Here is a 25,930-nt window from a genome sequence, read left to right on the forward strand (position 1 = left end):
CAACTTTTAATAGGATTAAGAAAGAAGAAGACAGTTGAAATAAAAAAGAGATTACCACCAAATTTGACGAAGAACCAAAAAACATTTGCAGAAGCTGAATTCAGCGGAGACTGCTGAATTCAAATTGTAAATACGACACCTCCTTATGAATCAGGCTGAATTTATCCGGGTAAAATTTGCTCTATTTCTTTCAACTCGTCTGCCGTGAACTCCAAATGTTCCAGCGCTTTCAAATTGTCGGCTAACTGATTCACAGAACTTGCACCTACAATCACTGATGTCATTCTTTCGTCTTTCAGCACCCATGCCAAAGCCATTTCAGCCAGCGTTTGCCCACGGCGGCGGGCTATTTCATTTAATTGACGGGCAGCTTCTACCTTTTCATGCGTCACTTGAGATTGTTGAAGAAAACCCGAAGAACGGGCAGCACGGGAACCTTCCGGAATGCCGTTCAGATATTTATCGGTCAATAATCCTTGTGCCAAAGGAGAGAAAGCTATGAAGCCGGAACCGTACTCCGCTGCTAAAGGAAGTGATTCAGCCTCAACCGCACGATCGAACATACTATATCGATATTGGCTGATAAGACAGGGAACACCGGCTTTTGCCATCATCTCATAGGCAACACGGGCTTGTTCGGGAGGATATTTAGAAATTCCGATATACAATGCTTTACCTTGCTTCACAATATCAATCAATGTCTGAATGGTTTCTTCAACTGGAGTGACTCCGTCATAACGATGACTATAAAAGATATCAAAATACTCCAAACCTGTCCGGCAGAGACTTTGGTCAATGCTCGCCATCAGATTTTTTCGAGAGCTATTTCCGCCATAAGGACCTGCCCACATGTCATGACCGGCCTTGGAAGAGATAATCATTTCATCCCGGTAGCCTTGAAAGTTCTCTTTCAAGATTCGTCCGAAATTTACTTCGGCACTTCCGGGAGCAGGACCGTAATTATTTGCCAAGTCAAAATGAGTAACACCGTGATCGAAAGCATACTTAATCATGTCGGTTGCTACATTGAAATTGTCCACACTACCGAAATTATGCCACAATCCCAAAGAGATTAGAGGTAACTGCAAGCCACTCTTGCCACAATATGTATAAGGCATCTGTTCGTAACGATCAGCTGCCGGCTGATAACTGAAAGAGTTTTCCATAAAGCAGAATGTTTATATTTTCCTTTCACAAAGAAAGGAAAAATATTCCAATTACGGCTTCAACCGGATATTAAAAAGAAGGCGGATCAGAACTGGAAATAGATAAACGGCTGAATCTCCGAACTCTTCATCTGAATAACAAGGTAAATCAAAGCTATCATCAACACTGCTTTTCCTACGAACGGTAGACGGATCACTCCCCGGCAAGCTGCATTTTCCCAGCTATCGGGAGCAAAATGAAGCAGGAAGCCGAGCAACATTAATGCGAATACTTTCCAATATCCTTCAAGTAACTGTGGGAACAGTTGCGGACGGAAAGTAGTGAATATCTGTCCCAGCATATCCATTGAGTTCTGAAAATCGGCATTACGGAAGAAAATCCAGCAGAAGCAGACAAAATGGAAAGTAATAACCACTCCGAATACACGCCGCCAACCATGACTTTGTTCTCCTTTCTTACGCCCGGTGATGGTCATCCACATTTTATGCAATGCTAAAGCAACTCCATGGAAGGTTCCCCAAAGAACGAAGTTCCAAGATGCGCCATGCCATAATCCACCCAGAAACATGGTAATGATAAGATTCAGATATTGCCGGAACTTACCTTTTCGGTTTCCTCCTAAAGAAATATATAGATAATCCCGCAGCCAACTAGACAAAGAGATGTGCCAACGACGCCAGAATTCGGTAATGGAGGCAGACTTATAAGGAGAATTAAAGTTGAGATTAAAATGAAAGCCCAACAATAAAGCGATACCGATAGCCATGTCACTATATCCGGAAAAGTCGCAGTAAATCTGTAAAGCATAACCATACACTCCCATCAGATTCTCAACACCCGAATAGAGAGTAGGATTATCAAAAATACGTTCTACAAAGTTGATGCTGATATAGTCGGAGATAATGGCTTTCTTGAAAAGACCGGATACGATCAGGAAGATTCCGCGGCCGAACATCTCCTGCGAAACAAAGAGAGGTTTCCGGATTTGCGGGATAAAATCGCGGGCACGCACGATAGGTCCTGCCACCAACTGGGGGAAGAAAGATACGTAGAAAGCATAGTCCAAAAGATTCGTCAATGGCTTTATGTCCCTCCGGTAAACGTCGATGGTGTAGCTTAGCGACTGGAAAGTAAAGAAAGAGATACCGACCGGCAGGAATATATCAAGGGCGGTAAACTCTCCTCCCATCAATGACGCTATCACTCCACCCAGGAAATTGGTATATTTGAAATAGACAAGAAGTCCCAGATTGATACTCAGACTCAAAACTACTAATCCTTTACGTTTCCAATACCCTTCTGCACGATCCATTAGCTGTGCAAGAAAGAAGTCGGCAACGGTGACTATAGCAAGCAGAAAGAAGTATGTGCCGCTACTCTTGTAGTAGAAATAATAGGAAAAGAGGGTGACAAACAAGATGCGGGCAGTGTATTTACGTTGTAACAACACATACACTACCATGAAAGCAGCGAACAGCCAAAGGAAGATACCGCTGCTGAATATCATCGGGGCTTGCGGATCGTAGGTAAGTACCTCTTTTAGTCTACTGAAATCTATATCAATGGGAAACATAGTCATTATATGCTTGTATAAGTGCTTGGTATAATAAATTTCCTTGCAGGATGTATCCTTCAGGTAAATAATGTACATGATCGGGACGCATCAGGTTTGCCTCCGTCCAGTTGGTGCAGGCACGACGCTTCCCTCCGACTACATCATACATATCCCACACGAGCAGGCGATGGTCTTTGGCATAACGGCGGATAGTTTCCGCTGCTGTTGCCGTACGGGGATTGATGGCATACGTGCGTCTACGCCTCCGTTGCCGGAAACTTTCATAGGAACCGGGAGGGGTAGTCAGAAGAATGGGGATGTTAGGAAGACTGTCGCGCAACAGTTTCACAAGTTCATCCATCTGATTGTAGTGCACATTTATATTATAACGCCGGTTATGGCTTTCATTGGTTCCGAAAGAGAGAATCAGCAATTCGGGTTTCAAGGCAGCGATTTCGGTAATACGATCCGGATGGGTAAATGTTAGGCAAGTAGCTCCGTTGACGCCTTTATCAATATAAGAAATGGCACCAAAGGTTTCTGCCAAACGGGCACCGGTGGTTTGGGGATAGATATGTCCACGCACGTGGCTATCGCCAATATGAACGATGCGGACTGTATCTTCGGAGAGTCCGGCACGTACCTGGCGGAGATGTTCAAAGACGGGAGCCAGCAGAGCAATGCTGTCAATAATCTCATTCCGTCCGGTTTCGCGAAAAGCAGCAGGGAAGGCTACTTGTACGTTGATCGTATCATTCGCCCAGTTCATTTCCCGTAAAGGCTTTATCCGCTTTGCAGTCTTTCCCAATGGAGAGCATACAGGCATACGGTCTTGCGCGATTGTTTCTGTAAGAAAACAAGGGACACTCAACATACCGGCGAGAATGAGAATAAAGATGGACAGCAGGTTACTCTTTCTCATAAGCACGCCTCCTGTCGTATTGTTCCTTACCATAGATCATGGTTTCATAAAGCAATCCAGCCAAATGCTTACCGCCACGGAAGTTTATATGCGTATAATCGTAGTTTGCCATAGAGGGTTTGGCATGGACGAGTTTTGCCATACTGCCTTCTCCGCCCATTGCTTCAAACATATTCCAGAATGCAATACCGCTTTCAGCAGCAATGTTCTGCTGATAACGAATCAGATTCTTAACACCGGGCATGGTACGGAGTTCGCCGTTTTCGTTCTTATAATCACGGTCGCCAACGCTCAATAACAGAATTCCGGCTTGTGGGAAACATTCTTTCAGATGCTCGATAGCTGTAATCAATCCTTTCTGGTAATTATCATAATTGCGTCCCCGTTCGGTAGCTACATTCAATCCATATTCGAGGATAATCAGGTCGTAAGGACGCTGGCGGTTAAACTGCTTCAACGTTTGTACCGGAATACCGCGCAGGGAAAGACCGGAACTGCCACGCAACGAGAAGTTATCGAGAATGATTCCTTTCTTTCCATCCATTGCCAAGCCATAGAACAGGGCAGAGTCCGCACGATCTACTGTCCAACGGATAGAACCGATGCGTCCGTCCACCTGAACTTGTTGTAATCCATCAGAAGGGCCTAAAGAGTAATTCTTGCTTTCTCCTTTGTTCACACGGGCAGAAAGAAGAACGGAATCTTTATTATAGAAGAAGATAGAAGCACGTTGGCAAGTATCGAGCAGGGAGGCGTATTTATTTTGTCCGCGTAGTTCTACATAAGCTCCGTTCCGGGGGACAAAATAGTGTCCGGAAATGCCTTGTTTCTTCTTATCGAAATAGATACTGTCTGTTACTGCATGGCTGGACCATCCGCCAAATGTATGCCGTACCGTAGGACGGTAACCGCTTGTCATGGAAGTGATGGTAACAAAACCTACACCACAACCGCCGAATTGTTTCTGAAGCATTTCGCGCAAGTCGGCTGTAAATATATCCGCTTCGATAAAAGAGTCTCCGAATACGGCAATGCGTACCTGTTTGTCATCAGAGTCATCTGAATCACTGGAAGAGATACGATTGAGTGCTTCATAAAAAGGAGCCATCCCCCGGAGGGTGGAATCACTGTAATCTTCAATGCAAGTCATACCTGCACGACAAGTATCTACAAAGACCGGCTTTACAACTGGAGGCAAAGGGATACTGTCCGAATCAGCTGTGGCAATCTCCGATTCCGGATAACGAAGGTCGCTCAAAAGGTCTACACGCCTCATCGTGTGCCCGTCAATGGTCAGTACCGGAAGCCAATGAAGCCCGAGTAAGGCTGCAAATACAATCAGTACGAACCACAACGAATATTTCAAATAATTCTTTATTATCTCCATAATGTTTCTAAAATCCCAAACGACCGCAAAGATAGACAAAAGCCACAAAAAGAAAGGAGAATCTACATTATTTATTAGATTCTCCTTTCCTTTTTATCTATCTACCGGATCACATTTAAATGGTCCGTTCAATGTTCCACACAAATGCACGCAAACCTAATTGTTCCGTCTGCAAATCCATTTTATGCAAGGTGTCGAGCAATGAATCGACTTTGTTATCTTCTACCACTGTCAGGATAGCCGAGCACATACTTGGCCAGGCATGGCTTCCGAAATGCGGATCGCCTGTTTTCGAACCACGTCCCTGTACTTTTTCAAGGTATGTAAAGCCACGACAACCCAAACGGTCGAGCAACGCCATGATTCGTTCGTAATAAGCCTGGTCGAATGTTATCAATACTGATTTCATATTTCTTTTCTGTTATTTCTTAATAATGTTATCTTTATTCGCCTGGAAATAAACGTCCAATTCACGTTGACGGCGGAGTTTACGACGACGGTTCTTGATACCAGTTCCCGCGAATACACAATATAGAGTAGGAATCAAAATCAATGTCAAAACAGTAGATATCGTCAAACCACCGATTACGGCAATTGCCATCGGACTCCACATTTCCGAACCTTGACCGCCACCGATAGCCATCGGAATCATACCGAGAACGGTAGTAGCGGTGGTCATCAGTACCGGACGAAGACGGCTCTTACCTGCTGTTACCACAGAGTTCAAAACAGCCAATCCACGTTCTCGACAAAGGGTAATGTAGTCAATAAGCACAATACCGTTCTTCACCACAATACCAATCAACATGATACCTCCCAATAAACTCATGACACTCAATGTGCTGTTCGTAAAGAATAGTGCCATCAAGACACCACTAAACGCAAACGGCAGGGAGAACATGATGATAAACGGATAAGTCAGTGACTCGAACTGCGCTGCCATCACGATAAATACCAGAACAACAATCAGGATGGCAAGTGTTCCCAAATCGCGGAATGAATCCTGCTGATCTTCGTACGAACCGGAAATCTGGATGGTGACTTCTCCCGGAAGATCCATTTTATCTATCACCTTATTTCCGGCAGCCACTACGTCGCCCAGCGGAGCTCCGGAGATTACAGCGGAAACGGTCACGATACGTTCGCGGTCTTTACGTTCGATGGTAGGAGGTGCAAAACGTTCGACTACCTTTCCGACGTCTTTCACACGAACGGATTGTCCCTGTGCATTGTAAATGAGGATATTTTCGAGACTCTCCAGGCTTGTACGGTATTCAGGTGCGTAACGCACTTTGATATCATATTCATCTCCGTCCTCACGATATTTAGATGCTACCGCACCATTGACACGGTTACGCAGATAGTTACCAGCAGTTGAAAGATTCAAGCCATGCATCGCCAGTTTTTCACGGTCGAAGTCTACCTGGTATTCCGGTTGGTAGTCACTACGGCTGATATTTACCTCGGTCACGCCTTTTACTTTCAATAATTCACGTTTCAGACGGGCTGCTACGCTATCGGTTACTGTCATATCGTATCCGTAAACCTCAAAGTCGGCACTTGCCTGCGCGGACATACCCGTGTTACTACCTCCGAGGATTACCTGTGCTTTACTGAATTCCGGATAGGCTTTCAAATCTTCACGCATCTCATCACAGACTGCTTCCAAAGTGATGTCACGATCACCCGGGTCTACCAAACTGATGTTGAACGAGATTATATGTGAGCCATTGTCCTGCATGGATGCCCAAGTGTTGTCAGAATCAGCCTGACCGACTGTATAGTTACAGACTTTCATTATGTCTTTATACTTCGTCAGCCATTGGTTGGTTAACTTCTGAGATAATTCCTGCGCTATCTCTTTTCGTGTACCGATTGGAAGTTCCAACTGTACGGCAATACGGGCATTATCCTGTGCCGGGAAGAACTCCGTACCGATGCCCTTTGCACACAGCAAACTGACAACGAAGAAAGCAATACATCCCACAATCACAATCGGACGATGACGTACAGCCCAGTTCAACATCTTCGCATACCAAGTATCAAGTCCGTCGAGCGCTTTCTCAATCGGAGTAAAGAAGAGCTTGAACATTTTCGATGGTTTCTTCTGCAAGCGAAGTAACTGAGAACAGAGCATCGGAGTCAAAGATAGTGCGGCGACCGTAGAAATAAACATGATGGCACACATCATCCAACCCAACTGTTTGAAAAGCACACCGGACATACCGCTTACCATCGTCAACGGGAAGAACACGGCAATCATGGTCAACGTAGAAGCAATTACAGAGATTGCCACCTCATTTGTTCCGTGCACGGCTGCCTGTTTCGGATCGGAGCCACGCTCGATATGGGTCGTTACGTTTTCAAGTACCACAATCGCATCATCCACCACCATACCGATAGCAATAGAAAGTGACGAAAGCGAAATAATATTAATCGTATTTCCACTAATCGCCAGGTAAATGAACGAAGCAATCAACGAAAGCGGAATAGTGATACAGATAATCAGCGTCGCACGCCAACGTCCCAGGAAGAGGAACACGACGATGACAACAAAGAGCAAGGCATAAACAACGGTTTCCGTCAAACTGTCGATGGTGTTCAAAATGTTGTCCGAGGTATCGACAATGACACCAATCTTCACGTCGCTCGGCAGGTTCTTTTGAAGCCTCGGCAGCGCGTCGGCCACTTTCTTGGAGATTTCTACCGAATTGGCTCCCGACTGTTTCTGAACTACAATCATAGCACCTTGCACACCATTATTATAGGTTTCCTGTGCACGTTCTTCCACGGTATCGACAATACGGGCTACATCACGCAAAAAGACATTCGCCCCATTGTGTGTACCCACCACTACATCTGCCAACTGACGGGAATCATCAAACTCACCTTCTACACGCAGTGCATAGGTTTCGCTACCAATATCGAAGTTACCACCGGGAATGTTCTTATTCTCGGCTCCGATAATGGAGCTGATTGTTTCAATAGTCAGGTGATAGGCTTCCAGTTTGTTAGGGTCGCAATATACCTGAATCTCACGTTGCGGTGCACCACTGATGGAGACGGTTCCGACTCCCGGAATACGTGCCAGCGGATTTACCACACGGTCGTCCAATATCTTATAAAGCGCTGACTGACTCTCATTGGCCTGTACGGAAAGCAACACGATCGGAATCATGTCCGTACTAAATTTGAAGATGATCGGATTCTCGACATCATCGGGAAGCTGTGAGCTTACCATGTCGAGTTTATCGCGCACATCATTGGTGAGAACGTCAATATCGTTACCAAACTCGAACTCCAATGTAATTAATGACATATTCTCGGAAGAACGGGAGGTGATATGTTTCAGGTTGCTCACCGCATTCAACGTATTTTCGAGCGGGCGAGTCACATTATTTTCTATATCCGAAGCACTTGCTCCGGGATAAGCGGTCATTACCATGATTGTATTCGTGTCAATGTCCGGATACAAGTCGATAGGTAACTTGGACAAAGAGAAAAGACCAAAAATCACCACTGCCAGAAAGCAGAGGGAGGTCATAATCGGTTTCTTAACCGCACCTTCGTATAAACTCATGTTGTTTTATTTAAAAGCCTCTCCCCGCTCCTCTCCCAAGAAGAGGAAGCCGGAAGATCGTTTTGAAATCAGGTTAATTAATAAAAGCATTGGGAGAAAGGTACTGTACATCTCTCATTTGGAAGAAAGTTGGGAAGAGGCTTCCACCTCTACTTCCATACCGTTCACCAAACGTGACTGTCCGGCAACTACAACCTGTGAGTTATCGGGCACACCGGATTTCAACTCGTACTCCGTACCCATGCGTCTACCCAGTTCAACCTTATTATAAGATACTTTACCGTCTTTATAAACGAATACATAACGGTCGCCGGAACCTGCCTGCTTAACGATAGCCAAATCAGGAACAACTACGTTTTCTGCTGTACCGAAGTTCAATGTCGCACGGGCAAACATTCCCGGACGCACACGCTGGTCTTTATTATCCAGTCTGATCTCCACCTGGAATGTACGGGTAGTAGCATCTATGGTAGGGTAAATCAGGTTGATGGTTCCTGTAAAGACTTCATCACCATATACATCGAGTTTCACGTCGACAGGAGTACCTTTTTTCACTTTCGTGAAGTAGGTTTCAGACACGTTAATCAGGAGTTTCACGGGAGTGATCTGTTCTACTACCAGAACCGGTTCTCCACCACTGTACATATCGCCATTATCATAGTTGCGCGCAGTGACTACACCATTGATAGGGCTTTGCAAAGAGGTATTCTCCAGCAGATTCTTATAAGCGGTTTTCTTCACATCGAGTTGCATCTTCGAAGCATCCCACTCTGATTTGGACGCACCGCCCACTTTATATAATTCGTCGATACGGTTGAATTCTATTTCCTGATTATCTAGTTGCAGCTTCGTCTGTTTCAGGTTGGCTGCATCCATCTGCACAAGTTTCTGTCCTTTGGATACGCGGTCGCCCACTTCTACGAAAATCTGATCGATACGTACGGGAGACGAAGGCGCAATATTATTCTTTACTTCGGCTTCCACCGTTGCTGTGTAATCCTGTATTTGATCTACGGGGCGGGCTTTTACGTCTGCCAGCTTCACAATAGGCTTTGCGTCCACATGTTCCGCAGCAGCTTTGTCTTTTCCACCTGTACATGAGCCCATAAACACAGTTAACAGCAGGGCTACCAATTGGATACTTCTTTTCATATTCCTTACTTGTAATTTTTTAGTTGTCTATCTTTATTCTTTTCCCAGAACCTGATCGAGGTCTGCCTTAGCAACCAGGTAATCGTATATGGACTGATTGTAGGTGAGTTGCGCCTGTGTCAGTGACACTTGGGAACTGTTCAGTTCGAGCACCGTGCCCTTACCTACATCATAACGTTTTTCGGCAATCACCACCGCTTTCTTTGCCTGCATCACATTTTCCTTGTTGCTGACTACCTGCTCTGTGCTGGCACTCATATTATTGCGACAACTGACAATCTGCATATTCAACTGTCTTTCCGTATCGATACGATTCCAATCGAGCTGGCGCATCTGGATACGGGCAGATTTCACTTTCGTAAAATTGCTTGCCTTATATAAAGGTATGCTGATATTGAACATCAGGCTGGAACTGTTGCTCCAGTTATAATCGAAGAAATTGATATTCGGATTATACAATGACTGATATTGATAGGAGAAGCTCATGGAAAGAGTCGGCATAAAGTTTGTCTTTAAAGACTTTACATTCTTTTCGAGCAACTTCATGTTCAAGTCCAACTGCTTCATGGTGGTATTGTTGTTCAGATTCACATTCTCTTCTTTCAACTGATTGGCAAACATGGTCGTCTCATAGTTGGTCAGATTATCATTAATCTTTATCTCCACATCGGCAGTGATGCCCATCAGAACTTTTAACTGTAATTTAGCCAAAGTCACCGCATTGGCTGCCGCAATCAGGTTCGGCTTAATGCTGCGCATCTGTACTTCCGCACTGATCTTGTCATATTCGCTCACAGTTCCCTGCTGATATTTGGCATTCACTACATTGTAATTATCTTCTGCCAGTTTATAGCTGCCTTGAAGCACTTCATAGCTATCCTGTGCAAGCATTAACTGATAATAAGCCTTGCTTACCTGATTCACCAGATCCAGTTTGGAAGCACGTGACTTCTCTACTGCCAGTTCAATATCCGTCTTTGTCATCGACATAGCACGGTAAACACCCGGCACAAAGAGTGGCAGGTTAATACTCAACCCGGCATTGGCGGTGTTCGAACCGTCTTGCCCCATCTTGAACGACATATCGTTCAATTTCATTTCAGCCGCTTTAATTGTATGGTCTAAGGAACCGGCAATGCTGGCCTCCGGCAACAGACTTTGCCAGGCTTCCTTGCTGGCAACTCTCTTTAAGGCGATTTCTTCCGCTGCCACTTTCATTGTCGGATTCTCATCCAATGCAATTTCCAAGGCTTTGTCTAAGGTTAAGGTTAGGGTATTCTTCTCCGTCTGCGTGTCCTGCGCCTTTGCAAAACCAAATGCACAGAATGCCACAGCTACCAGAAGGATCTTCCGACCTGTCAATCTTTTCATCTTGTTCATAAACTGAATTTCTAATTTAATCTTAATTGTTTGTCAATAGAACCTCACTTTTACTCTAGTCTTCGATGCGGTTCTTGCGATATTCTTGTATAAAGTCTTCCAGTACCCTTGCTCCTTTTTCGGTGGAGATACCGCGTATATAAGTAAACATGATGGATTCGTACACTTCAATGAAAGGGTATTCATTACAGATGTCCGTATTCAAAAGCACATCAAATTGCTCACGTACCAGCAAATTGACAATAGCGAAGTTTACATCCGAACGAAAGATGCCCTGCTCTACTCCTGTTTTGAAGAAGGACATGGTTTTCATCGAATCGCTGTCCTGCCGATTCTTCATCATCTCATATACTTTGGGATATTTCTTAATGTCTTCAAAAAAGCGTTTGTTCGTCTGATGAAACATCTCAATGCTTTTCTGAAAGACTGCAAGTATCACTTCCAACACATTGTGCGACTGTTCAAAGACTTTCTGCAAATACTTGTCTCTGTCTGCCTGTGCCTTCAGTATGCATTCTTTCAACAACGATTCTTTATCCGAAAAGACTTCGTAGAGCGTACGTTTGGAAATTCCTAATGCTGCTGCAATGTCATCCATTGTAATACTCTTGATGCCTTTTGAAGTAAAAGCTTCTGTTGCCGCCGTTATGATCCGTTCTCTTAACTCTACCCGTTGGGAAGCGTCCTTTCCATGCTCTGTCATCATCCGTTTTTCTATTTTATTAAAATGCAGTTTTCGTTTTCTCTTCATTTCCAAAGGAAAAACGGAACAAAGATATATAGAAAACTCAATTAACAAATTAAGTTTCCAGCTATTTATAGTCCATTTGGGATTTATTATCATTCAATAGAGTGAAATGAAAACAAGTGTTAATAGGAAATTTGGAACAAACACAAAAGAAAGGTAAAAGGAGGGAATATAGGAAGTAAAGTTTTATCGCTAATAGAAGAGATGGGAGCCAATAAATGCCGGATAAATATCGATAAGAATCGACACTTACCCGGCAATAACAGTCACCATTATTAACGAAAAGCGAAAAAGGGTCAATTTATTGTCAGTATTCAATCTGTGTCCTCTTCAGGAAGGCGACTGTTTTATGTATTTCCTTGTACATCACAATGTCATCTTTTACAAAAGGCACTTCTTTCCGATAGGCATGGAGGAAACGCTCAAGAACGGGAGAGGTTTTCTGCGGGCGGCGGAAGTCGATGCCTTGTGCGGCGTTCATCAGTTCGATGGCAAGGATATGTTCCAGGTTGTCCATCACTTTATAGAGTTTGGTGGCGGCATTGGCACCCATGCTTACATGGTCTTCCTGTCCGTTGGAGGAGACTATGGAATCGCTAGAAGCTGCATAGCAGTACATTTTATTCTGGCTGACCATGGAGGCGGCGGCATACTGGGGAATCATGAATCCGGAGTTCAGACCGGGGTTAGCTACGAGAAATTCAGGTAGTCCACGGAGTCCCATAATCAGTTGGGAGACACGGCGTTCGGAGATATTTCCCAATTCGGCCAGGGCGATGGCGAGGAAGTCATAAGAGATGGCAAGCGGTTGCCCGTGAAAGTTTCCGCCGGAGATGATCCGGTCTTCATCGGGGAAGATGGTGGGGTTGTCCGTGACGGAATTGATTTCGGTCAGCAGTACGGAGGCAACGTAGCGGATGGCATCTTTGGTGGCGCCATGTACTTGTGGGATGCAGCGGAAGGAATAGGGATCTTGCACATGTTCCTTGTGGCGTTCGATTAGTTCGCTGCCTGCCAGTAGTTTGCGGAAGGCTTCGCCTGTCTCAATCTGTCCCTGATGGGGACGGATTTGCTGGATGCAGTCCATAAACGGGTCGATACGGCCGTCAAAGGCTTCGAGGGAAAGGGCGGCTATCAGGTCGGCCTTTTTCGAGAGGCGAAAGGCTTTGAGCATAGCAAACACACCGTTGGCACTCATAAATTGGGTGCCGTTCAGCAGGGCTAGTCCTTCTTTGCTCATTAATTTGACCGGTTCCCAGCCAAACTCGTCGAGTACGCTGATGGCTTCGCACTTTTTTCCTTTATAGTAGACATCACCGACACCTATCAGAGGAAGGAAAAGATTGGCGAGCGGTGCCAGGTCGCCGGAGGCTCCAAGGGAACCGCGGTCGTAGACAATTGGCATGACGTCATTATTGAAAAAATCGAGGATGCGTTGCACGGTGATAACTTGTACGCCGCTATGTCCCAATGAGAGGGCGTGGGCTTTGAGAAGCATCATCAGTTTGATGATGACGGGGCGGATTTCTTCGCCTACGCTGCAAGCATGGCTTTTTATCAAGTTCTCCTGGAGGGTTCCCAGTTCATCGGGAGATATATTTTTAGTGCATAGAGAGCCGAAACCTGTTGTTATGCCGTATAATGGTTCTTCGGAAGAAGCTATTTTTTGGTCGAGGTAGTCACGGCATTTCTGGATGCGTAACTTGGCTTCGGGGGCTAGTTCCAGTTTCAGGTTTTCGTTTATAATTCGTTCGATGATTTCGAAGGTCAGTGCTCCGGAACCGATATGGTATACATTCTTACTCATACGCGCAGGTCTTGATTTACGGCATCCAACAATTCTTTTTCTCTCTGACAGGCGGTTTGCTCGATGGCATCGGCTTCGGTTTGCAGCTGGAGGACAAAATCTCTGTCTTTGAGCGAACCGAGGTTGATACGGACATTCAGTAAGGCTCCCAATACGGCGGTACGGGCGGACATCATTGCTACACAGGCATCTGTGACAGCATTCCGGTTACCGAGACGGGCAACATCTGCTATAACGGACATCATATCCAGTGCTTTGCGGGCTACTTCCAACGGAACGAGGGCGGCTTGTTTGGTTGCCTTCTGGATAGCAGCACTTCGGGCGGCTTTCTCTTCGTCGGTTGTTTTAGGTAGTTTAAAGCAGGCAAATACTTCGTTGTAGGCAGCTGAATCTTTGTCAATAAGCGCCATAAATTCGTCCAGCAAACGGAGGGTGATGGTTTGTGCGTGCTGCATTACTTCTTCACTGACTTCGTATCCTTTTTTTCCTACGGTCAGCCGTGCCACCATCGTAGAAAGGGAGGAAGCCAGCGCTCCATTCAAAGCGGCAATACTACCGCCACCGGGCACAGGGTCACTGCAAGCTACTTTATCTAAGAAATCTTTTACGGTTAAATCTGCTAACATGGTATTCTGTTTTTTAAGTGATTAATGAATGAGAGTTTTTCAACTATTAAGCGACGGGATAAAGTATGCCGCCTTTAATAGTCATGATTACGCAATTCATGCCTATATAGTAAGGTAGAATATGATAGTTGTCGGAATTGAGAATGACGAAATCGCCTTGTTTACCTACTTCGATACTTCCAATACGGTCGGCTCGTTGAAGGGCGGCGGCTCCGTTCAGGGTGAGAGCAGTGATGGTTTCTTCGATGCTCATTTGCATATAGATGCAGGCCAGAGCAATGGTCAGCGGGATGGAACCGGAGAAACAACTGCCGGGATTCAGGTCGGTGGCAAGTGCCACAGCACAACCGACGTCAATCATTTCACGACCTCGCGCGTAGGGTTCTTTCAAGGCGAAAGCTGTCAGAGGCAACAGGGTGGCTACTACTCCGGCATCGGCCATTGCACGGATACCGGCATCGGAAGCGTGCAGGAGATGGTCGGCAGACAGTGCTCCGAGTTCGGCTGCCAGTTCGGCACCGCCGAGAGAGACGATTTCGTCGGCATGGAGTTTCAACAGGAAACCGTGCTCTTTGGCTGCCTGAAGCAGGCGACGGGATTGTTCGATAGAGAAAACGCCTTGTTCGCAAAAGACATCACAACATTCTGCCCACTTACCGGAATGGATAAGGGGAAGCATTTCACGAATCAGGAAATCGATGTATTCGTCGCTTCTCCCTGCATATTCTTCGGGAAGGGCGTGGGCGCCGAGGAAAGTGGAGACTATATCGACGCGTTTATGCTCGGCGTTATTCAGGCTGCGCATTACTTTTAGTTGTAGTAATTCTGTGTCCCGATCCAGGCCGTAGCCACTTTTACCTTCTACGGTGGTTACTCCCATGGTGCTCATCTTCTTCAGGAAGCTTTCGGCGGCTGAACGAAGTTTAAGGTAGTTCATTTGCCGGGTGGCTTTGACGGTACTTGCAATTCCCCCTCCCCGCTCCATGATTGACATATAGCTTTCGCCTTTCAGACGCCAGGATAATTCTTCGGAACGTTCTCCGCCAAATACAAAATGGGTATGGGAGTCGACGAAACCGGGTAAAAGGCAATGCCCGCGAGCGTTATAATGCCAATAGTGCTGGTAGTAACCATCCCGATCTTCACCACGGTTTTCACCAACGTAGGTAATGATTCCTTTGGTCACTTCCACGGTTCCGTTTTCTATGATTTGCAGTTGAGACATTTCCTCTCCTTTACGGGCGGAAAAGCCGATGGGGGTTACGATACGGGCGTTAAATATGATTAGGTTTTCACTCATAAATAGTTCATCATAATTAGTTCATATAATAAATGGAGATATGAATGGCGCGTTCTTTTAGAATGATGTTTGCCATAAAGCAATTGTGATTCATTCTATTTTCTTATTGACTATTCCATGATACGAGCTTCGAGAACTTGCTGCATGGTAAAGTTTTCGAGTCCGAGATAGTAGGAAGCGGTATCAATCAGAGCTTCCATCGGTACAAGACCGATTATTTCACTACCTACAATTGTAACACCGTAACGACGGGCTTCGATACGTACTAATTCGAAGGTACGGTAGAGTGCGGTACGGGTATAGTCGGTCATGTTAATGGATACTTGGGTAATGTTTCGCTCTTTCAGTTCCACTCCCATTGCTTTTACATAACGAAGTCCTCCATTGATATGGCGGATATTTTTCGCTATCTTAGTGGCTATCTCCATATTATCTGTACTTAGATTAATATTGTAAGCTACGAGTGGCATACGGGCTCCGATTGCTACGGTACCTGCGGCCGGATGTCGTTCAGCAGGTCCGAAGTCAGGTTGCCATTCGGGTAGTTTGATCTTTTCGGCCATTCCTTCAAACTCGCCTTTACGAACGGAGGCGAGATTTTCCCGGTGTGGCGCAGTAGCCGACTTTTCATACAGGAAGACGGGAAGATTATATAGCTCCGCAACTTTCGCCGCTACTTTTTTAGAGAGTTCGATGGCTTCTTCCATACTGGTGTTCTTAATCGGGATGAAAGGAATTACATCTACCGCTCCCATACGAGGATGTTGCCCGGTGTGCTGATTCAGGTCGATCAAACGGACAGCTACACCAACGGCTTCAACTACTGCTTCACACAGTGCTTCCGGCTCTCCCACAAGTGTGACAACCAGACGGTTATGATCTTCATCATTACTGTAATCAAGCAGTTTTACTCCGGCTTTACTACGGAAAGGGGCTACTATCTGATCTATTTTCTCCAAATCACGTCCCTCGCTAAAATTGGGGACACATTCAATAATCTTATTCCAACTCATATCAAATATCTATTATTATAGAGGTTATACTTTACTGAATAACTATATGTTTTACATCAAATAGCCACATGGTTTATCCAAAATAACAGCATGTTCAAACTGTTCCATATATTGTGGGAATTTATTCCTTCACATTATGGGAACGCTTTCTCTTATATTGTGAGACTACTTTCCCACAATAGATGGAACTATCTTCTTTATTAATTCTTCGTTCGCCACATACGGCATTGTTATCTGATAATCTCCAGCATGGGACTCATTAAATGCTTCACTCGTTTCCATCGCATGCGGATTACGCGCCCACGAACGGCGGGCTACTCCTCCCATTACGTCCCAAAGCATTGCCGAACGGAGTATTTCATCTACCCGTTCGCTACCGTCGCATACCATACCAAAACCGCCATTGATTGCTTTGCCGATACCGACTCCACCTCCATTATGCAAGGCTACCAGACTCATCCCACGGGCACAATTTCCGGCAAAGCATTGCACAGCCATATCTGCCATCACATTACTTCCGTCTTTGATATTTGACGTCTCCCGGAAAGGAGAATCCGTACCGCTGACATCGTGGTGATCTCGTCCCAGCATAATAGGGCCTACTTCACCCCGGCGGACCATCTCATTGAAATGGAGGGCTATCTTCATTCTTCCAACTGCATCCTGATAAAGAATACGTGCCTGTGTACCCACCACGAGTTGATTCTTTTCTGCATCCCGTATCCAATTATAGTTGTCCAGATCCTGACCGCGCCGATTGACGTCAATACACTCCATAGCCGCATGGTCTGTTTTTATCAGATCTTCGTGTTTACCACTCAAGCAGACCCACCTGAACGGACCGTAGCCGTAATCAAAGAGTTGGGGTCCCATAATATCTTCGACATAACTCGGCCAGATAAATCCGTCTTTTTCATCAACACCATTATAGGAGATTTCTTTTACTCCGGCATCGTATATGGCTTTCATGAAAGAGTTTCCATAATCAAAGAAATAAGTTCCGCGGGCTACCAATTTCTTGATGACCTCGAAATGACGGTGCAAAGATATGTCTACCAAGTGACGGAATTCCTCCGGCGATTCGTGAAGAAGGCGTGTGCGTTCCTCGAAAGTCAGTCCGGCTGGGCAGTATCCACCTTCGTAAACGGCGTGACAGGAGGTTTGATCGGATAATAGTTCGATCAAAATCTTTTCACGCTCGGCATACTCGAGCAGGTCTACTATATTCCCATGATAGGCAATGGAACAAGGTTCACGGCGTCGCATTGCTTCAGCTGCCATCCGGTATGCTTCTATGATATCTGCAGTCACATGCCCCACCCATCCCTGGCGGTAACGTGTTTCAATGCGTGAACGATCTACTTCGGCTATGATGGAGACTGCTCCTGCTATTTCGGCTGCTTTAGGTTGTGCACCACTCATTCCTCCCAAACCGGAAGAAATAAATAAGTGTCCCCGCAAATCTTGGTCTTGTGGAATGCCGAGTTTCAATCGTCCGGCATTCAGGAGGGTGTTGAAAGTGCCATGCACAATGCCTTGAGGACCGATATACATCCAACCACCAGCTGTCATCTGTCCGTAATTGGCAACTCCCATCTGGGCGGCAATATGCCAATCATGTTGATTGTCGAATTGTCCGATCATCATCGAATTGGTAATTATAACGCGGGGAGCATCGGGACGGGAGCGGAAAAGCCCCAATGGATGTCCGGATTCAATAACCAGTGTCTGTTCCTGGGTAAGTTCTTCCAGATATTGCTTAATCAGTCGATATTGCATCCAATTTTGGCAAACTTGCCCGGTTTCACCATAAGTAACAAGTTCGTAGGGATATAAGGCTATATCGAAGCAAAGGTTATTGTCAATCATTACCTGAAAGGCTTTGCCTTCAATACATTGCCCCTGATATTCATCAATCGGCTTTGCTTTCAAGTCTCCGGCAGGACGGAAACGGTATCCGTAAATCCGCCCGCGAGTGCGTAGTTCTTCCATAAATTCAGGAGCCAGTTGTTCGTGCCACTCGGAGGGAATATAACGCAAAGCGTTTTTTAAAGCTGTGATGGTCTGCGCCGGGGTAAGTGTATAACCACGGTCGGGAGCTCTCCGGATACCTTCTACAAAATCCGGATAAGGAGGTAGCGTGTTGCCAAGAGTTATTCTCATAATAAACAGAATTAAGGATTACAAACTGTAAGCAATACAGTCTTATAACTCTTCGCAATATAGAAAAAAAGAAGATAAAAGACAAGAGAAATAACAGATTTATTATCAGAAAGGCATTATTACATTTACTGCTTAATAGAATGGTAAGATACAGGCAATGTCAGGAGTCTCTTATGCTTTTATACAGATACAAATGCAGGTCTTTTATCCAAACGGACTAATAGGGCTTTTATTAAAATGGATAGCGGATTTTTCCATTAAATCAAAGCTATGAGTTCTGTGTTATTTGCATAATCCGCACCCTAATCATATCACTATGACCATGATTGTATTATGAACATACTCTTTCTCTGCTATACCAACAGAGATCGACAAAATTACTTTTTTTGTTTATTCCGCAACTCCAACAAATATTTAAAGGTATGCTTCGCCTCCTGACTATCATCTTTCAAATATGCCTGTTTCAGTTCCGGATAATTCTTCAATAATTGAAGCATTTTATCTTTTCCTAGAAAATCGACTTTTCCTGTTTCACCATTTAGCTCATAACAGACGCGTTTCGTAACCAAACTTGAAGCGGCAAGAGCATCGCCAATATTCCCTCCCAGTTTTACGTCATCCTCTTCTACAAAGTTTCCTCCGATAACCGAACCTAGAGGCATGGCACAAAAATAGATATTTTTACCCAATTGAACGGCAGGGGCATACCATGCTCCAAAGCGTAACTTTTTATAGCGCAACTTACGACAATTCAAATATAAATCTCCTTTTTCGTCACGCACGGCAAAACAACGCTTCTTCAAGCGTCGACACATCGACTCGTCATCACCGGCCGTTATCCGGTAATCAGCCCCTCCTGTCAATACAATCTGATTTCTGGAACGTTTTTCTACACGCAACACGGCTGTTGTATCACCATGTTGAGCCAGCAACTCTTTCAGGTTGGAATAAATAATATTCTGCGCAATTAACGGAAGGCTAATCACGCTTATCAGCAAACATAAGATACATCCTTTCTTCATAAGCATCCTCCTTTCCTGTCTAACGCCTTTTCGAGTGGAAAGTTATAAATTTTAGCGGATAAATGCAAGAATGAGGAAAGAAATATTGAAAAAAAGCTGCTACCAGGAAATGCCCCCTACTCTTATTAAACGGAAACAGAACTTATATACCCCATTCCTTACAGCTAGTAAAGGCATTATCCAGACAAGTCATAATATGAGCTTGTTATTCCTTTCTATCTTCCGTTAATAAACAGTAAATCTGCTCTCGACAAAAACAAGCTCTTATCCCGACCGTCATGAATTATATTACCTTTGTGGAAAAGAATTAAATTTGTCATGGAAAAACAAGAACAGATCATTACTACATATCAGCAAATCATTCAGAAAACAGAGCTGGAGTTACAGAATGCACGGAAACGTATCTATTATATCAGTCTTCTCCGCCTGATCTTATTCGTAGGAGCTGTAGCAAATGCCATTATCTTTTGGTCTGATGGGTGGCTATGTCTCTCTGCTTTCGCTATCTTACCTTTTATCTTATTCATCTGGCTGGTAAAACGCCATAATTTCTGGTTCTACCGAAAAGACTTTCTGAAAAAGAAAATAGAAATCAATGAGCAGGAGCTACGTGCCATGCAATATGACTTTTCTGATTTTGATGATGGAAAAGAATTTGTTAATCCATCTCATCTCTACACTCTTGATTTAGACGTATTTGGCGAACATTCTCTTTTCCAATACATCAACCGCACTGCAACGCCTATTGGCAAACTGCATCTTGCAAACTGGTTCAATGCACATCTGGAAAACAAAGAAGCTATTGAACATCGCCAGGAAGCTATACATGAATTGTCCACAGACTTAGAATATCGCCAACAAATCCGCTTACTCGGCTTACTCTATAAAGGAAAACCTGCCGATACCACCGAAATCAAAGAATGGGCAAACAGTCCAAGTTATTATCGGAAGCGTACACTTCTACGCATCCTCCCGACAGCGGTAACGATCATTAATTTCTTATGTATAGGTCTAGCCATTTTAGGTATTATCTCGGCCAGTATTGCAGGAGGAGTGTTTGTTGGCTTTGTATTATTCAGCACTATTTTTTCTAAAGGAATCACTAAACTACAAACGACCTACGGAGAAAAGCTACAAATTCTTTCGACATACGCTGACCAGATTCTTCTCACTGAACAGAAAGAAATGCAAAGTCATATACTGCAAAAGTTAAAAACGGAACTTACAAGTCAGAATCAAACCGCTTCTCAAGCAGTACGCCAGCTTTCAAAACTGATGAACGCGCTCGATCAACGAAGCAATCTGCTAATAAGCACGATACTCAATGGACTGATATTCTGGGAGCTGCGCCAAGTGATGCGAATCGAGAAGTGGAAAGAAATCCACGCATCTGACCTTCCCCGCTGGATAGAAACCATCGGAGAAATTGACGCTTATTGTTCTCTGGCAACATTCGCATATAATCATCCGGATTACATCTATCCTACCATTGCTGCTCAATCTTTCCATCTGCAGGCTGAAGCTTTGGGGCATCCTTTAATGGATCGCAACAAATGTGTACGCAACGGAATAGACATTGAAAGACGTCCTTTCTTTATTATTATCACAGGAGCCAATATGGCAGGAAAAAGCACGTATTTACGTACTGTAGGAGTGAACTATCTACTAGCATGTATAGGGGCTCCCGTTTGGGCAAAGCGGATGGAAATATATCCGGCTCGCCTCGTCACCAGCCTTCGGACCAGTGACTCCTTAACCGACAACGAATCTTATTTTTTTGCCGAACTCAAGCGACTTAAATTAATCATAGATAAGCTTGAAGCAGGAGAAGAACTTTTCATCATCCTTGATGAAATATTGAAAGGTACAAACTCTATGGATAAACAGAAAGGTTCTTTCGCCCTCATCAAACAATTCATGCACATGAATACCAATGGCATCATCGCCACTCATGACTTGTTGCTAGGAACTTTAGTGGACTCCTTCCCACAAAATATCCGGAATTACTGTTTCGAAGCTGACATTACGAACAACGAACTCACCTTCTCTTACCAAATGAGAAACGGAGTTGCGCAAAATATGAATGCCTGCTTCTTAATGAAGAAAATGGGGATCGCCGTCATTAACGACTAATCCCCATTCCTTGTATAAAAATCAAAGTTTTCTATTGTAGTAACATCCAAAACCTGCTTTATTTAGTAGCAGCAAACTGAATATAAAACTTCAAGCTACCTGTTTTAATGTGTCGGAAAAAACTAAGTCAAACAGATTTTGTAGAGATACTTTTACTGCATTTTACTTTTTGTCAGAAACGCTATTACCGCTGAAGCTTGTTCATCAGTGAAATACTGCACTGACGTTATTGGCTGATATGTATAAGGTATAAACTGGAATAACTGTACAGCTGCAAACTTTTTATCAGCAGAAAGTATTACATCCATACGTATATTACCACTAGCCTCACTCTTTATATGCGAACCTGCTGAGAATGAACCCGAATTCACAAGATTCCTCAAAGCATCCATGTGTTTCAAATCAAAGAATATACTATGCTCTTTAGCCACACTTTTGGTTGGCAAATAAATAACTTCTTTTGATTTCCAGAAGAGACGGAAAATCCCCATAAGGAATAAACCTGTTCCCAGAACCATCAAAGCCATACTAACCGTAGAAGACTTATCATCCAATTCGAAAGTGGAAACAAAAGCTAAAATACCGACCAATAACATTACAGAAGAAATTAAAACTCCTGAAACACTTGTACGTTTTGCGATATCGGGGTGTGAAGATGCGAAGATAGTAGCATCAATCGTTTGAGTAGTTGCCATAATATTTAAAGTTTAAATTATTAGTAAAAATATAAAGATAAAAAGGATATAGTCACCGGTATTACAGAAGATACCAGTAACCACAAAATAAACAATACCAATAAATAGACTACTAAATAATTATACGCCTCAAAGTATATACATAGTATTCACTTGATGGCTGGCAATAATAGGAAGTTGTTGTACCATAAATCCGCCCCCAGTGTTGTGAAAGTGAGTTATCACGATCAGCACAACATTGTAGCGCATTTTTTAAAGAAAAGAAATATTCTCCAAGTTGTACACGTTGAATACGTGTTACAGATATCTGATGGCTTTGCAAGTTGTTCAGTTCAGCCACTGGCTTACCAGGAAGATCCGGTGCGCTGATTTCCCCATGCTGTCTCATTGCATATGTAATAGCACGCTCCTGTTCATCCACCACTTTCGCAGTAGAAACATTGCCTGCTATGCTATGAAAAGCAACAGTCAGCAACAGAAACAATATTACCTTTACAAATTTTGCCATATTCACCTGCAAATATAACAGATTCTCTCTATGAAAAGTTCTATTAAGATATATTTTAATGTATCTTAGTATTAGTAAACGGCAGACAAACAAAAAAGGCTACCTGTGAGGGTAGCCTTTTTTATATCTATAAGAATAACTGTAAAATTATTCAGCTGATTCAGCTTTTGGTTCTTCAGCCTTAGGAGCTTCAGTTGCAGGAGCTTCAACAGCAGCAGGAGTAGCTTCAGCAGCTTTCTTCGAACGACGAGTACGAGTAGCTTTCTTAGCAACTTTTTCCTTAGCCATGTTTTCATTGTAGTCAACCAACTCGATGAAGCACATTTCTGCATTGTCACCCAAACGGTTACCAGTCTTGATAATACGAGTATAACCACCCGGACGATCAGCAATCTTAACAGAGATTTCTTTGAACAGCTCTGTTACTGCAATCTTATCTTGCAAGTTGCTAAATACAACACGACGAGAGTTCGTAGTATCTTCTTTAGACTTAGTAATCAAAGGCTCAACAAACTTTTTCAAAGCTTTCGCCTTTGCAACAGTCGTAGTGATTCTTTTGTGCTTGATCAAAGAGCAAGCCATGTTAGATAACATAGCGCTTCTATGAGAAGCAGTACGACCTAAATGATTGAATTTTTTATTATGTCTCATTTTTTATTCTTTATCTAATTTATATTTAGAAATGTCGGTTCCAAACGACAGATTCAGACTTTCCAGCAAATCATCAAGCTCGGTAAGCGATTTCTTTCCGAAGTTTCTGAATTTTAGCAGGTCAGTTTTGTTGAATTGTACCAAGTCGCCGAGAGTTTCTACGTCAGCAGCCTTCAAGCAATTGAGGGCACGAACTGACAAGTCCATATCAACGAGTTTAGTTTTCAACAGCTGACGCATGTGCAATACTTCTTCATCAAACTCTTCATTGCCATCAGTATCATTACTTTCAAGCGTGATCTTCTCGTCAGAGAACAACATGAAGTGATAAATCAGAATTTTTGCAGCTTCTTTCAGCGCTTCTTTCGGATGTATAGAACCGTCGGTACTAATTTCAAGTACTAGCTTTTCGTAGTCAGTCTTCTGTTCTACACGGAAGTTTTCTACAGCATACTTGACATTACGTATCGGTGTATAAATAGAGTCGATTGGAATTACATTAACATCCGTGCAATACTCGCGATTCTCATCAGCAGGTACATAACCACGGCCTTTGTTAATTGTAATATCAATCTGCATAGTTGACTTAGAATCTAAATGACAAATAACTAATTCCGGATTTAACACTTCAAATCCAGTCAAATACTTACCTATGTCACCTGCTTTAAATTCACTGGAATTCTCGACAGTGATGCTCACTTTTTCGCTCTCGAACTCTTCAACTACTTGCTTGAATCTCACTTGTTTCAGATTCAAGATAATGTTGGTAACATCCTCTTTTACTCCAGGTACACTAGAAAATTCATGCTCCACACCATCGATTCTGATAGTAGTGATAGCAAAACCCTCTAATGAAGAAAGAAGGATTCGGCGTAATGCATTACCTACAGTAATACCAAAACCCGGTTCCAACGGACGGAATTCGAATTTACCGAATCTGGAGTCCGCCTCCAACATTAATACTTTATCAGGTTTTTGAAATGCTAATATCGCCATGAAATTAATTATTATTTAGAATACAATTCAACGATCAAATGTTCTTTAATGTTCTCAGGAATGTCTGCTCTTTCAGGTATGTGCAACATTTTACCAACCTTAGAAGCTTCGTCCCATTCCAACCAAGCATACTTGCTATGATTGAAACCTGCAAGAGAATTAGCAATTACTTCCAAAGATTTAGATCTTTCACGAACACCAATCAATTGTCCTGGTTTTACTGCAAATGAAGGGATGTTTACCACTTCACCATCTACAGTAATGTGCTTGTGACTAACCAACTGACGAGCAGCAGCACGTGTAGGAGCAATTCCCAAACGGAATACTACGTTGTCAAGACGGCCTTCCAACAATTGAAGGAGTACCTCACCGGTAATACCTTTAGCAGTAGCTGCTTTTTCAAACAAATTGCGGAATTGTTTTTCTAAAACTCCATAGGTGTATTTAGCTTTCTGCTTTTCACGAAGTTGCACACCATATTCAGAAGTTTTTCTTTTTCTTGAATTACCATGTTGTCCGGGAGGATAGTTCTTCTTTGACAAAACTTTGTCAGCTCCAAAGATTCCTTCACCGAATTTACGGGCGATTCTCGATTTTGGTCCAGTATATCTAGCCATTTCTTTTAAATATTTAATTGTTTATTCATGAACTTAATTTGTTGCAGCCGCGATTACAGAGAGAAATTAAATGTAATCCAAAAACAAAATCAAGATCATTGTGTAAGTTAAAGGTAAATTAAACTCTACGTCTTTTCGGAGGACGACAACCATTATGTGGAAGCGGAGTCACGTCAATGATTTCAGTAACTTCGATACCAGCACCGTGGATAGTTCTAATAGCAGACTCACGTCCGTTACCTGGACCCTTCACATATGCTTTTACCTTTCTCAGGCCAAGATCGAATGCAATCTTTGCACAATCCTGGGCAGCCATCTGCGCTGCATAAGGAGTATTCTTTTTAGAACCTCTAAATCCCATTTTACCAGCAGATGACCAAGAGATAATCTGCCCTTCACTGTTTGCAAGAGAAACAATAATATTGTTGAAAGATGAATGAACATGCAACTGTCCATTAGCGTCTACTTTCACATTTCTCTTTTTAGCTGCAACTGTTTTTTTTGCCAT

The 25,930-nt window shown here is 43.6% G+C and carries 22 protein-coding genes; 1 reads left to right on the forward strand and 21 read right to left on the reverse strand.

Going from position 1 to position 25,930, the window contains the following annotated elements; translation table 11 throughout:
• Positions 1-161: 161 nt before the first annotated feature.
• The 15 genes from AB5217_RS19225 to AB5217_RS19295 all read right to left on the reverse strand — a co-directional run bounded on the left by AB5217_RS19225 (position 162) and on the right by AB5217_RS19295 (position 19,822).
• Positions 162-1,166: an aldo/keto reductase gene (locus AB5217_RS19225; RefSeq protein ID WP_004307509.1), complete on the reverse strand. Its 1,005-nt coding sequence runs from the start codon at positions 1,164-1,166 to the stop codon at positions 162-164.
• A gap of 86 nt (positions 1,167-1,252) precedes the next feature.
• A complete protein-coding gene (locus tag AB5217_RS19230) occupies positions 1,253-2,740 on the reverse strand; it encodes an MBOAT family O-acyltransferase (RefSeq protein ID WP_004307510.1) in 1,488 nt (495 codons plus the stop codon).
• Positions 2,727-3,644 (reverse strand): SGNH/GDSL hydrolase family protein, encoded by a 918-nt coding sequence (locus tag AB5217_RS19235; RefSeq protein ID WP_008646306.1) that lies wholly within the window; start codon positions 3,642-3,644, stop codon positions 2,727-2,729. The genes AB5217_RS19230 and AB5217_RS19235 overlap by 14 nt, the downstream gene beginning before the upstream one ends.
• On the reverse strand, positions 3,631-5,031 hold the full coding sequence (locus AB5217_RS19240; RefSeq protein WP_004310861.1) for an SGNH/GDSL hydrolase family protein: 1,401 nt from the start codon (positions 5,029-5,031) through the stop codon (positions 3,631-3,633). The genes AB5217_RS19235 and AB5217_RS19240 overlap by 14 nt, the downstream gene beginning before the upstream one ends.
• 115 nt (positions 5,032-5,146) lie before the next feature.
• Positions 5,147-5,440 (reverse strand): PG0541 family transporter-associated protein, encoded by a 294-nt coding sequence (locus AB5217_RS19245; protein ID WP_004307513.1) that lies wholly within the window; start codon positions 5,438-5,440, stop codon positions 5,147-5,149.
• 12 nt (positions 5,441-5,452) lie between these two features.
• Positions 5,453-8,611, reverse strand: coding sequence for an efflux RND transporter permease subunit (locus AB5217_RS19250; RefSeq protein ID WP_004310863.1), 3,159 nt, complete (start codon positions 8,609-8,611; stop codon positions 5,453-5,455).
• Positions 8,612-8,725: 114 nt separating this feature from the next.
• On the reverse strand, positions 8,726-9,763 hold the full coding sequence (locus tag AB5217_RS19255) for an efflux RND transporter periplasmic adaptor subunit (protein ID WP_004307515.1): 1,038 nt from the start codon (positions 9,761-9,763) through the stop codon (positions 8,726-8,728).
• A gap of 33 nt (positions 9,764-9,796) precedes the next feature.
• Positions 9,797-11,143 (reverse strand): TolC family protein, encoded by a 1,347-nt coding sequence (locus AB5217_RS19260; RefSeq protein WP_004310868.1) that lies wholly within the window; start codon positions 11,141-11,143, stop codon positions 9,797-9,799.
• Positions 11,144-11,198: 55 nt separating this feature from the next.
• The gene (locus AB5217_RS19265) at positions 11,199-11,849 is read right to left on the reverse strand and encodes a TetR/AcrR family transcriptional regulator (RefSeq protein ID WP_004323670.1); all 651 of its coding nucleotides are present in this window, start codon (positions 11,847-11,849) and stop codon (positions 11,199-11,201) included.
• Between the two features lie 349 nt (positions 11,850-12,198).
• Positions 12,199-13,698 (reverse strand): histidine ammonia-lyase, encoded by a 1,500-nt coding sequence (gene hutH / locus AB5217_RS19270; RefSeq protein ID WP_004296315.1) that lies wholly within the window; start codon positions 13,696-13,698, stop codon positions 12,199-12,201.
• On the reverse strand, positions 13,695-14,324 hold the full coding sequence (locus AB5217_RS19275) for a cyclodeaminase/cyclohydrolase family protein (RefSeq protein ID WP_004296316.1): 630 nt from the start codon (positions 14,322-14,324) through the stop codon (positions 13,695-13,697). Before AB5217_RS19275 ends, hutH begins: the two co-directional genes overlap by 4 nt.
• A 46-nt stretch (positions 14,325-14,370) precedes the next feature.
• Positions 14,371-15,624, reverse strand: a complete 1,254-nt coding sequence (gene hutI, locus AB5217_RS19280) for an imidazolonepropionase (RefSeq protein ID WP_004323755.1) — start codon at positions 15,622-15,624, stop codon at positions 14,371-14,373.
• Positions 15,625-15,734: 110 nt separating this feature from the next.
• Positions 15,735-16,637, reverse strand: coding sequence for a glutamate formimidoyltransferase (gene ftcD / locus AB5217_RS19285; protein ID WP_032844158.1), 903 nt, complete (start codon positions 16,635-16,637; stop codon positions 15,735-15,737).
• Positions 16,638-16,802: 165 nt separating this feature from the next.
• Positions 16,803-18,800: a urocanate hydratase gene (locus AB5217_RS19290; protein ID WP_032844159.1), complete on the reverse strand. Its 1,998-nt coding sequence runs from the start codon at positions 18,798-18,800 to the stop codon at positions 16,803-16,805.
• A gap of 377 nt (positions 18,801-19,177) precedes the next feature.
• Positions 19,178-19,822, reverse strand: coding sequence for a DUF6563 family protein (locus tag AB5217_RS19295; RefSeq protein WP_004307524.1), 645 nt, complete (start codon positions 19,820-19,822; stop codon positions 19,178-19,180).
• Between the two features lie 318 nt (positions 19,823-20,140).
• On the opposite strand from AB5217_RS19295, the gene AB5217_RS19300 reads away from it, so the two are divergent.
• Entirely contained in the window at positions 20,141-21,955 is a 1,815-nt protein-coding gene (locus AB5217_RS19300) for a MutS family DNA mismatch repair protein (protein ID WP_004296321.1), read from the forward strand.
• A gap of 152 nt (positions 21,956-22,107) precedes the next feature.
• On the opposite strand, the gene AB5217_RS19305 is transcribed toward AB5217_RS19300, so the two are convergent.
• The 6 genes from AB5217_RS19305 to rpsK form a co-directional block, all read right to left on the reverse strand.
• Positions 22,108-22,650, reverse strand: a complete 543-nt coding sequence (locus AB5217_RS19305; protein ID WP_004296322.1) for a hypothetical protein — start codon at positions 22,648-22,650, stop codon at positions 22,108-22,110.
• Positions 22,651-22,762: 112 nt separating this feature from the next.
• The gene (locus tag AB5217_RS19310) at positions 22,763-23,158 is read right to left on the reverse strand and encodes a hypothetical protein (RefSeq protein ID WP_004296323.1); all 396 of its coding nucleotides are present in this window, start codon (positions 23,156-23,158) and stop codon (positions 22,763-22,765) included.
• A gap of 147 nt (positions 23,159-23,305) precedes the next feature.
• Positions 23,306-23,809 carry a 50S ribosomal protein L17 gene (gene rplQ, locus AB5217_RS19315; protein ID WP_004296324.1) on the reverse strand — a complete coding sequence of 168 codons (504 nt, stop codon included), beginning with the start codon at positions 23,807-23,809 and terminating at the stop codon, positions 23,306-23,308.
• A gap of 3 nt (positions 23,810-23,812) precedes the next feature.
• Positions 23,813-24,805 (reverse strand): DNA-directed RNA polymerase subunit alpha, encoded by a 993-nt coding sequence (locus tag AB5217_RS19320; protein WP_004296325.1) that lies wholly within the window; start codon positions 24,803-24,805, stop codon positions 23,813-23,815.
• A gap of 11 nt (positions 24,806-24,816) precedes the next feature.
• Positions 24,817-25,422 carry a 30S ribosomal protein S4 gene (gene rpsD, locus AB5217_RS19325; protein WP_004296326.1) on the reverse strand — a complete coding sequence of 202 codons (606 nt, stop codon included), beginning with the start codon at positions 25,420-25,422 and terminating at the stop codon, positions 24,817-24,819.
• 118 nt (positions 25,423-25,540) lie between these two features.
• A complete protein-coding gene (gene rpsK / locus AB5217_RS19330) occupies positions 25,541-25,930 on the reverse strand; it encodes a 30S ribosomal protein S11 (protein ID WP_004296327.1) in 390 nt (129 codons plus the stop codon).

Origin of the sequence: Bacteroides sp. MSSM.1001136sp1_RTP21357st2_D2_RTP21359_211015, from assembly GCF_040913205.1 — a bacterium.
In the GTDB taxonomy this organism is placed as follows: domain Bacteria; phylum Bacteroidota; class Bacteroidia; order Bacteroidales; family Bacteroidaceae; genus Bacteroides; species Bacteroides ovatus.

Coding starts and splice junctions, on each gene's coding strand:
- AB5217_RS19225 (WP_004307509.1), bottom strand. CDS start 1,166: ATGGAAAACTCTTTCAGTTATCAGCCGGCAGCTGATCGTTACGAACAG.
- AB5217_RS19230 (WP_004307510.1), bottom strand. CDS start 2,740: ATGTTTCCCATTGATATAGATTTCAGTAGACTAAAAGAGGTACTTACC.
- AB5217_RS19235 (WP_008646306.1), bottom strand. CDS start 3,644: ATGAGAAAGAGTAACCTGCTGTCCATCTTTATTCTCATTCTCGCCGGT.
- AB5217_RS19240 (WP_004310861.1), bottom strand. CDS start 5,031: ATGGAGATAATAAAGAATTATTTGAAATATTCGTTGTGGTTCGTACTG.
- AB5217_RS19245 (WP_004307513.1), bottom strand. CDS start 5,440: ATGAAATCAGTATTGATAACATTCGACCAGGCTTATTACGAACGAATC.
- AB5217_RS19250 (WP_004310863.1), bottom strand. CDS start 8,611: ATGAGTTTATACGAAGGTGCGGTTAAGAAACCGATTATGACCTCCCTC.
- AB5217_RS19255 (WP_004307515.1), bottom strand. CDS start 9,763: ATGAAAAGAAGTATCCAATTGGTAGCCCTGCTGTTAACTGTGTTTATG.
- AB5217_RS19260 (WP_004310868.1), bottom strand. CDS start 11,143: ATGAACAAGATGAAAAGATTGACAGGTCGGAAGATCCTTCTGGTAGCT.
- AB5217_RS19265 (WP_004323670.1), bottom strand. CDS start 11,849: ATGATGACAGAGCATGGAAAGGACGCTTCCCAACGGGTAGAGTTAAGA.
- hutH (WP_004296315.1), bottom strand. CDS start 13,698: ATGAGTAAGAATGTATACCATATCGGTTCCGGAGCACTGACCTTCGAA.
- AB5217_RS19275 (WP_004296316.1), bottom strand. CDS start 14,324: ATGTTAGCAGATTTAACCGTAAAAGATTTCTTAGATAAAGTAGCTTGC.
- hutI (WP_004323755.1), bottom strand. CDS start 15,624: ATGAGTGAAAACCTAATCATATTTAACGCCCGTATCGTAACCCCCATC.
- ftcD (WP_032844158.1), bottom strand. CDS start 16,637: ATGAGTTGGAATAAGATTATTGAATGTGTCCCCAATTTTAGCGAGGGA.
- AB5217_RS19290 (WP_032844159.1), bottom strand. CDS start 18,800: ATGAGAATAACTCTTGGCAACACGCTACCTCCTTATCCGGATTTTGTA.
- AB5217_RS19295 (WP_004307524.1), bottom strand. CDS start 19,822: ATGAAGAAAGGATGTATCTTATGTTTGCTGATAAGCGTGATTAGCCTT.
- AB5217_RS19300 (WP_004296321.1), top strand. CDS start 20,141: ATGGAAAAACAAGAACAGATCATTACTACATATCAGCAAATCATTCAG.
- AB5217_RS19305 (WP_004296322.1), bottom strand. CDS start 22,650: ATGGCAACTACTCAAACGATTGATGCTACTATCTTCGCATCTTCACAC.
- AB5217_RS19310 (WP_004296323.1), bottom strand. CDS start 23,158: ATGGCAAAATTTGTAAAGGTAATATTGTTTCTGTTGCTGACTGTTGCT.
- rplQ (WP_004296324.1), bottom strand. CDS start 23,809: ATGAGACATAATAAAAAATTCAATCATTTAGGTCGTACTGCTTCTCAT.
- AB5217_RS19320 (WP_004296325.1), bottom strand. CDS start 24,805: ATGGCGATATTAGCATTTCAAAAACCTGATAAAGTATTAATGTTGGAG.
- rpsD (WP_004296326.1), bottom strand. CDS start 25,422: ATGGCTAGATATACTGGACCAAAATCGAGAATCGCCCGTAAATTCGGT.
- rpsK (WP_004296327.1), bottom strand. CDS start 25,930: ATGGCAAAAAAAACAGTTGCAGCTAAAAAGAGAAATGTGAAAGTAGAC.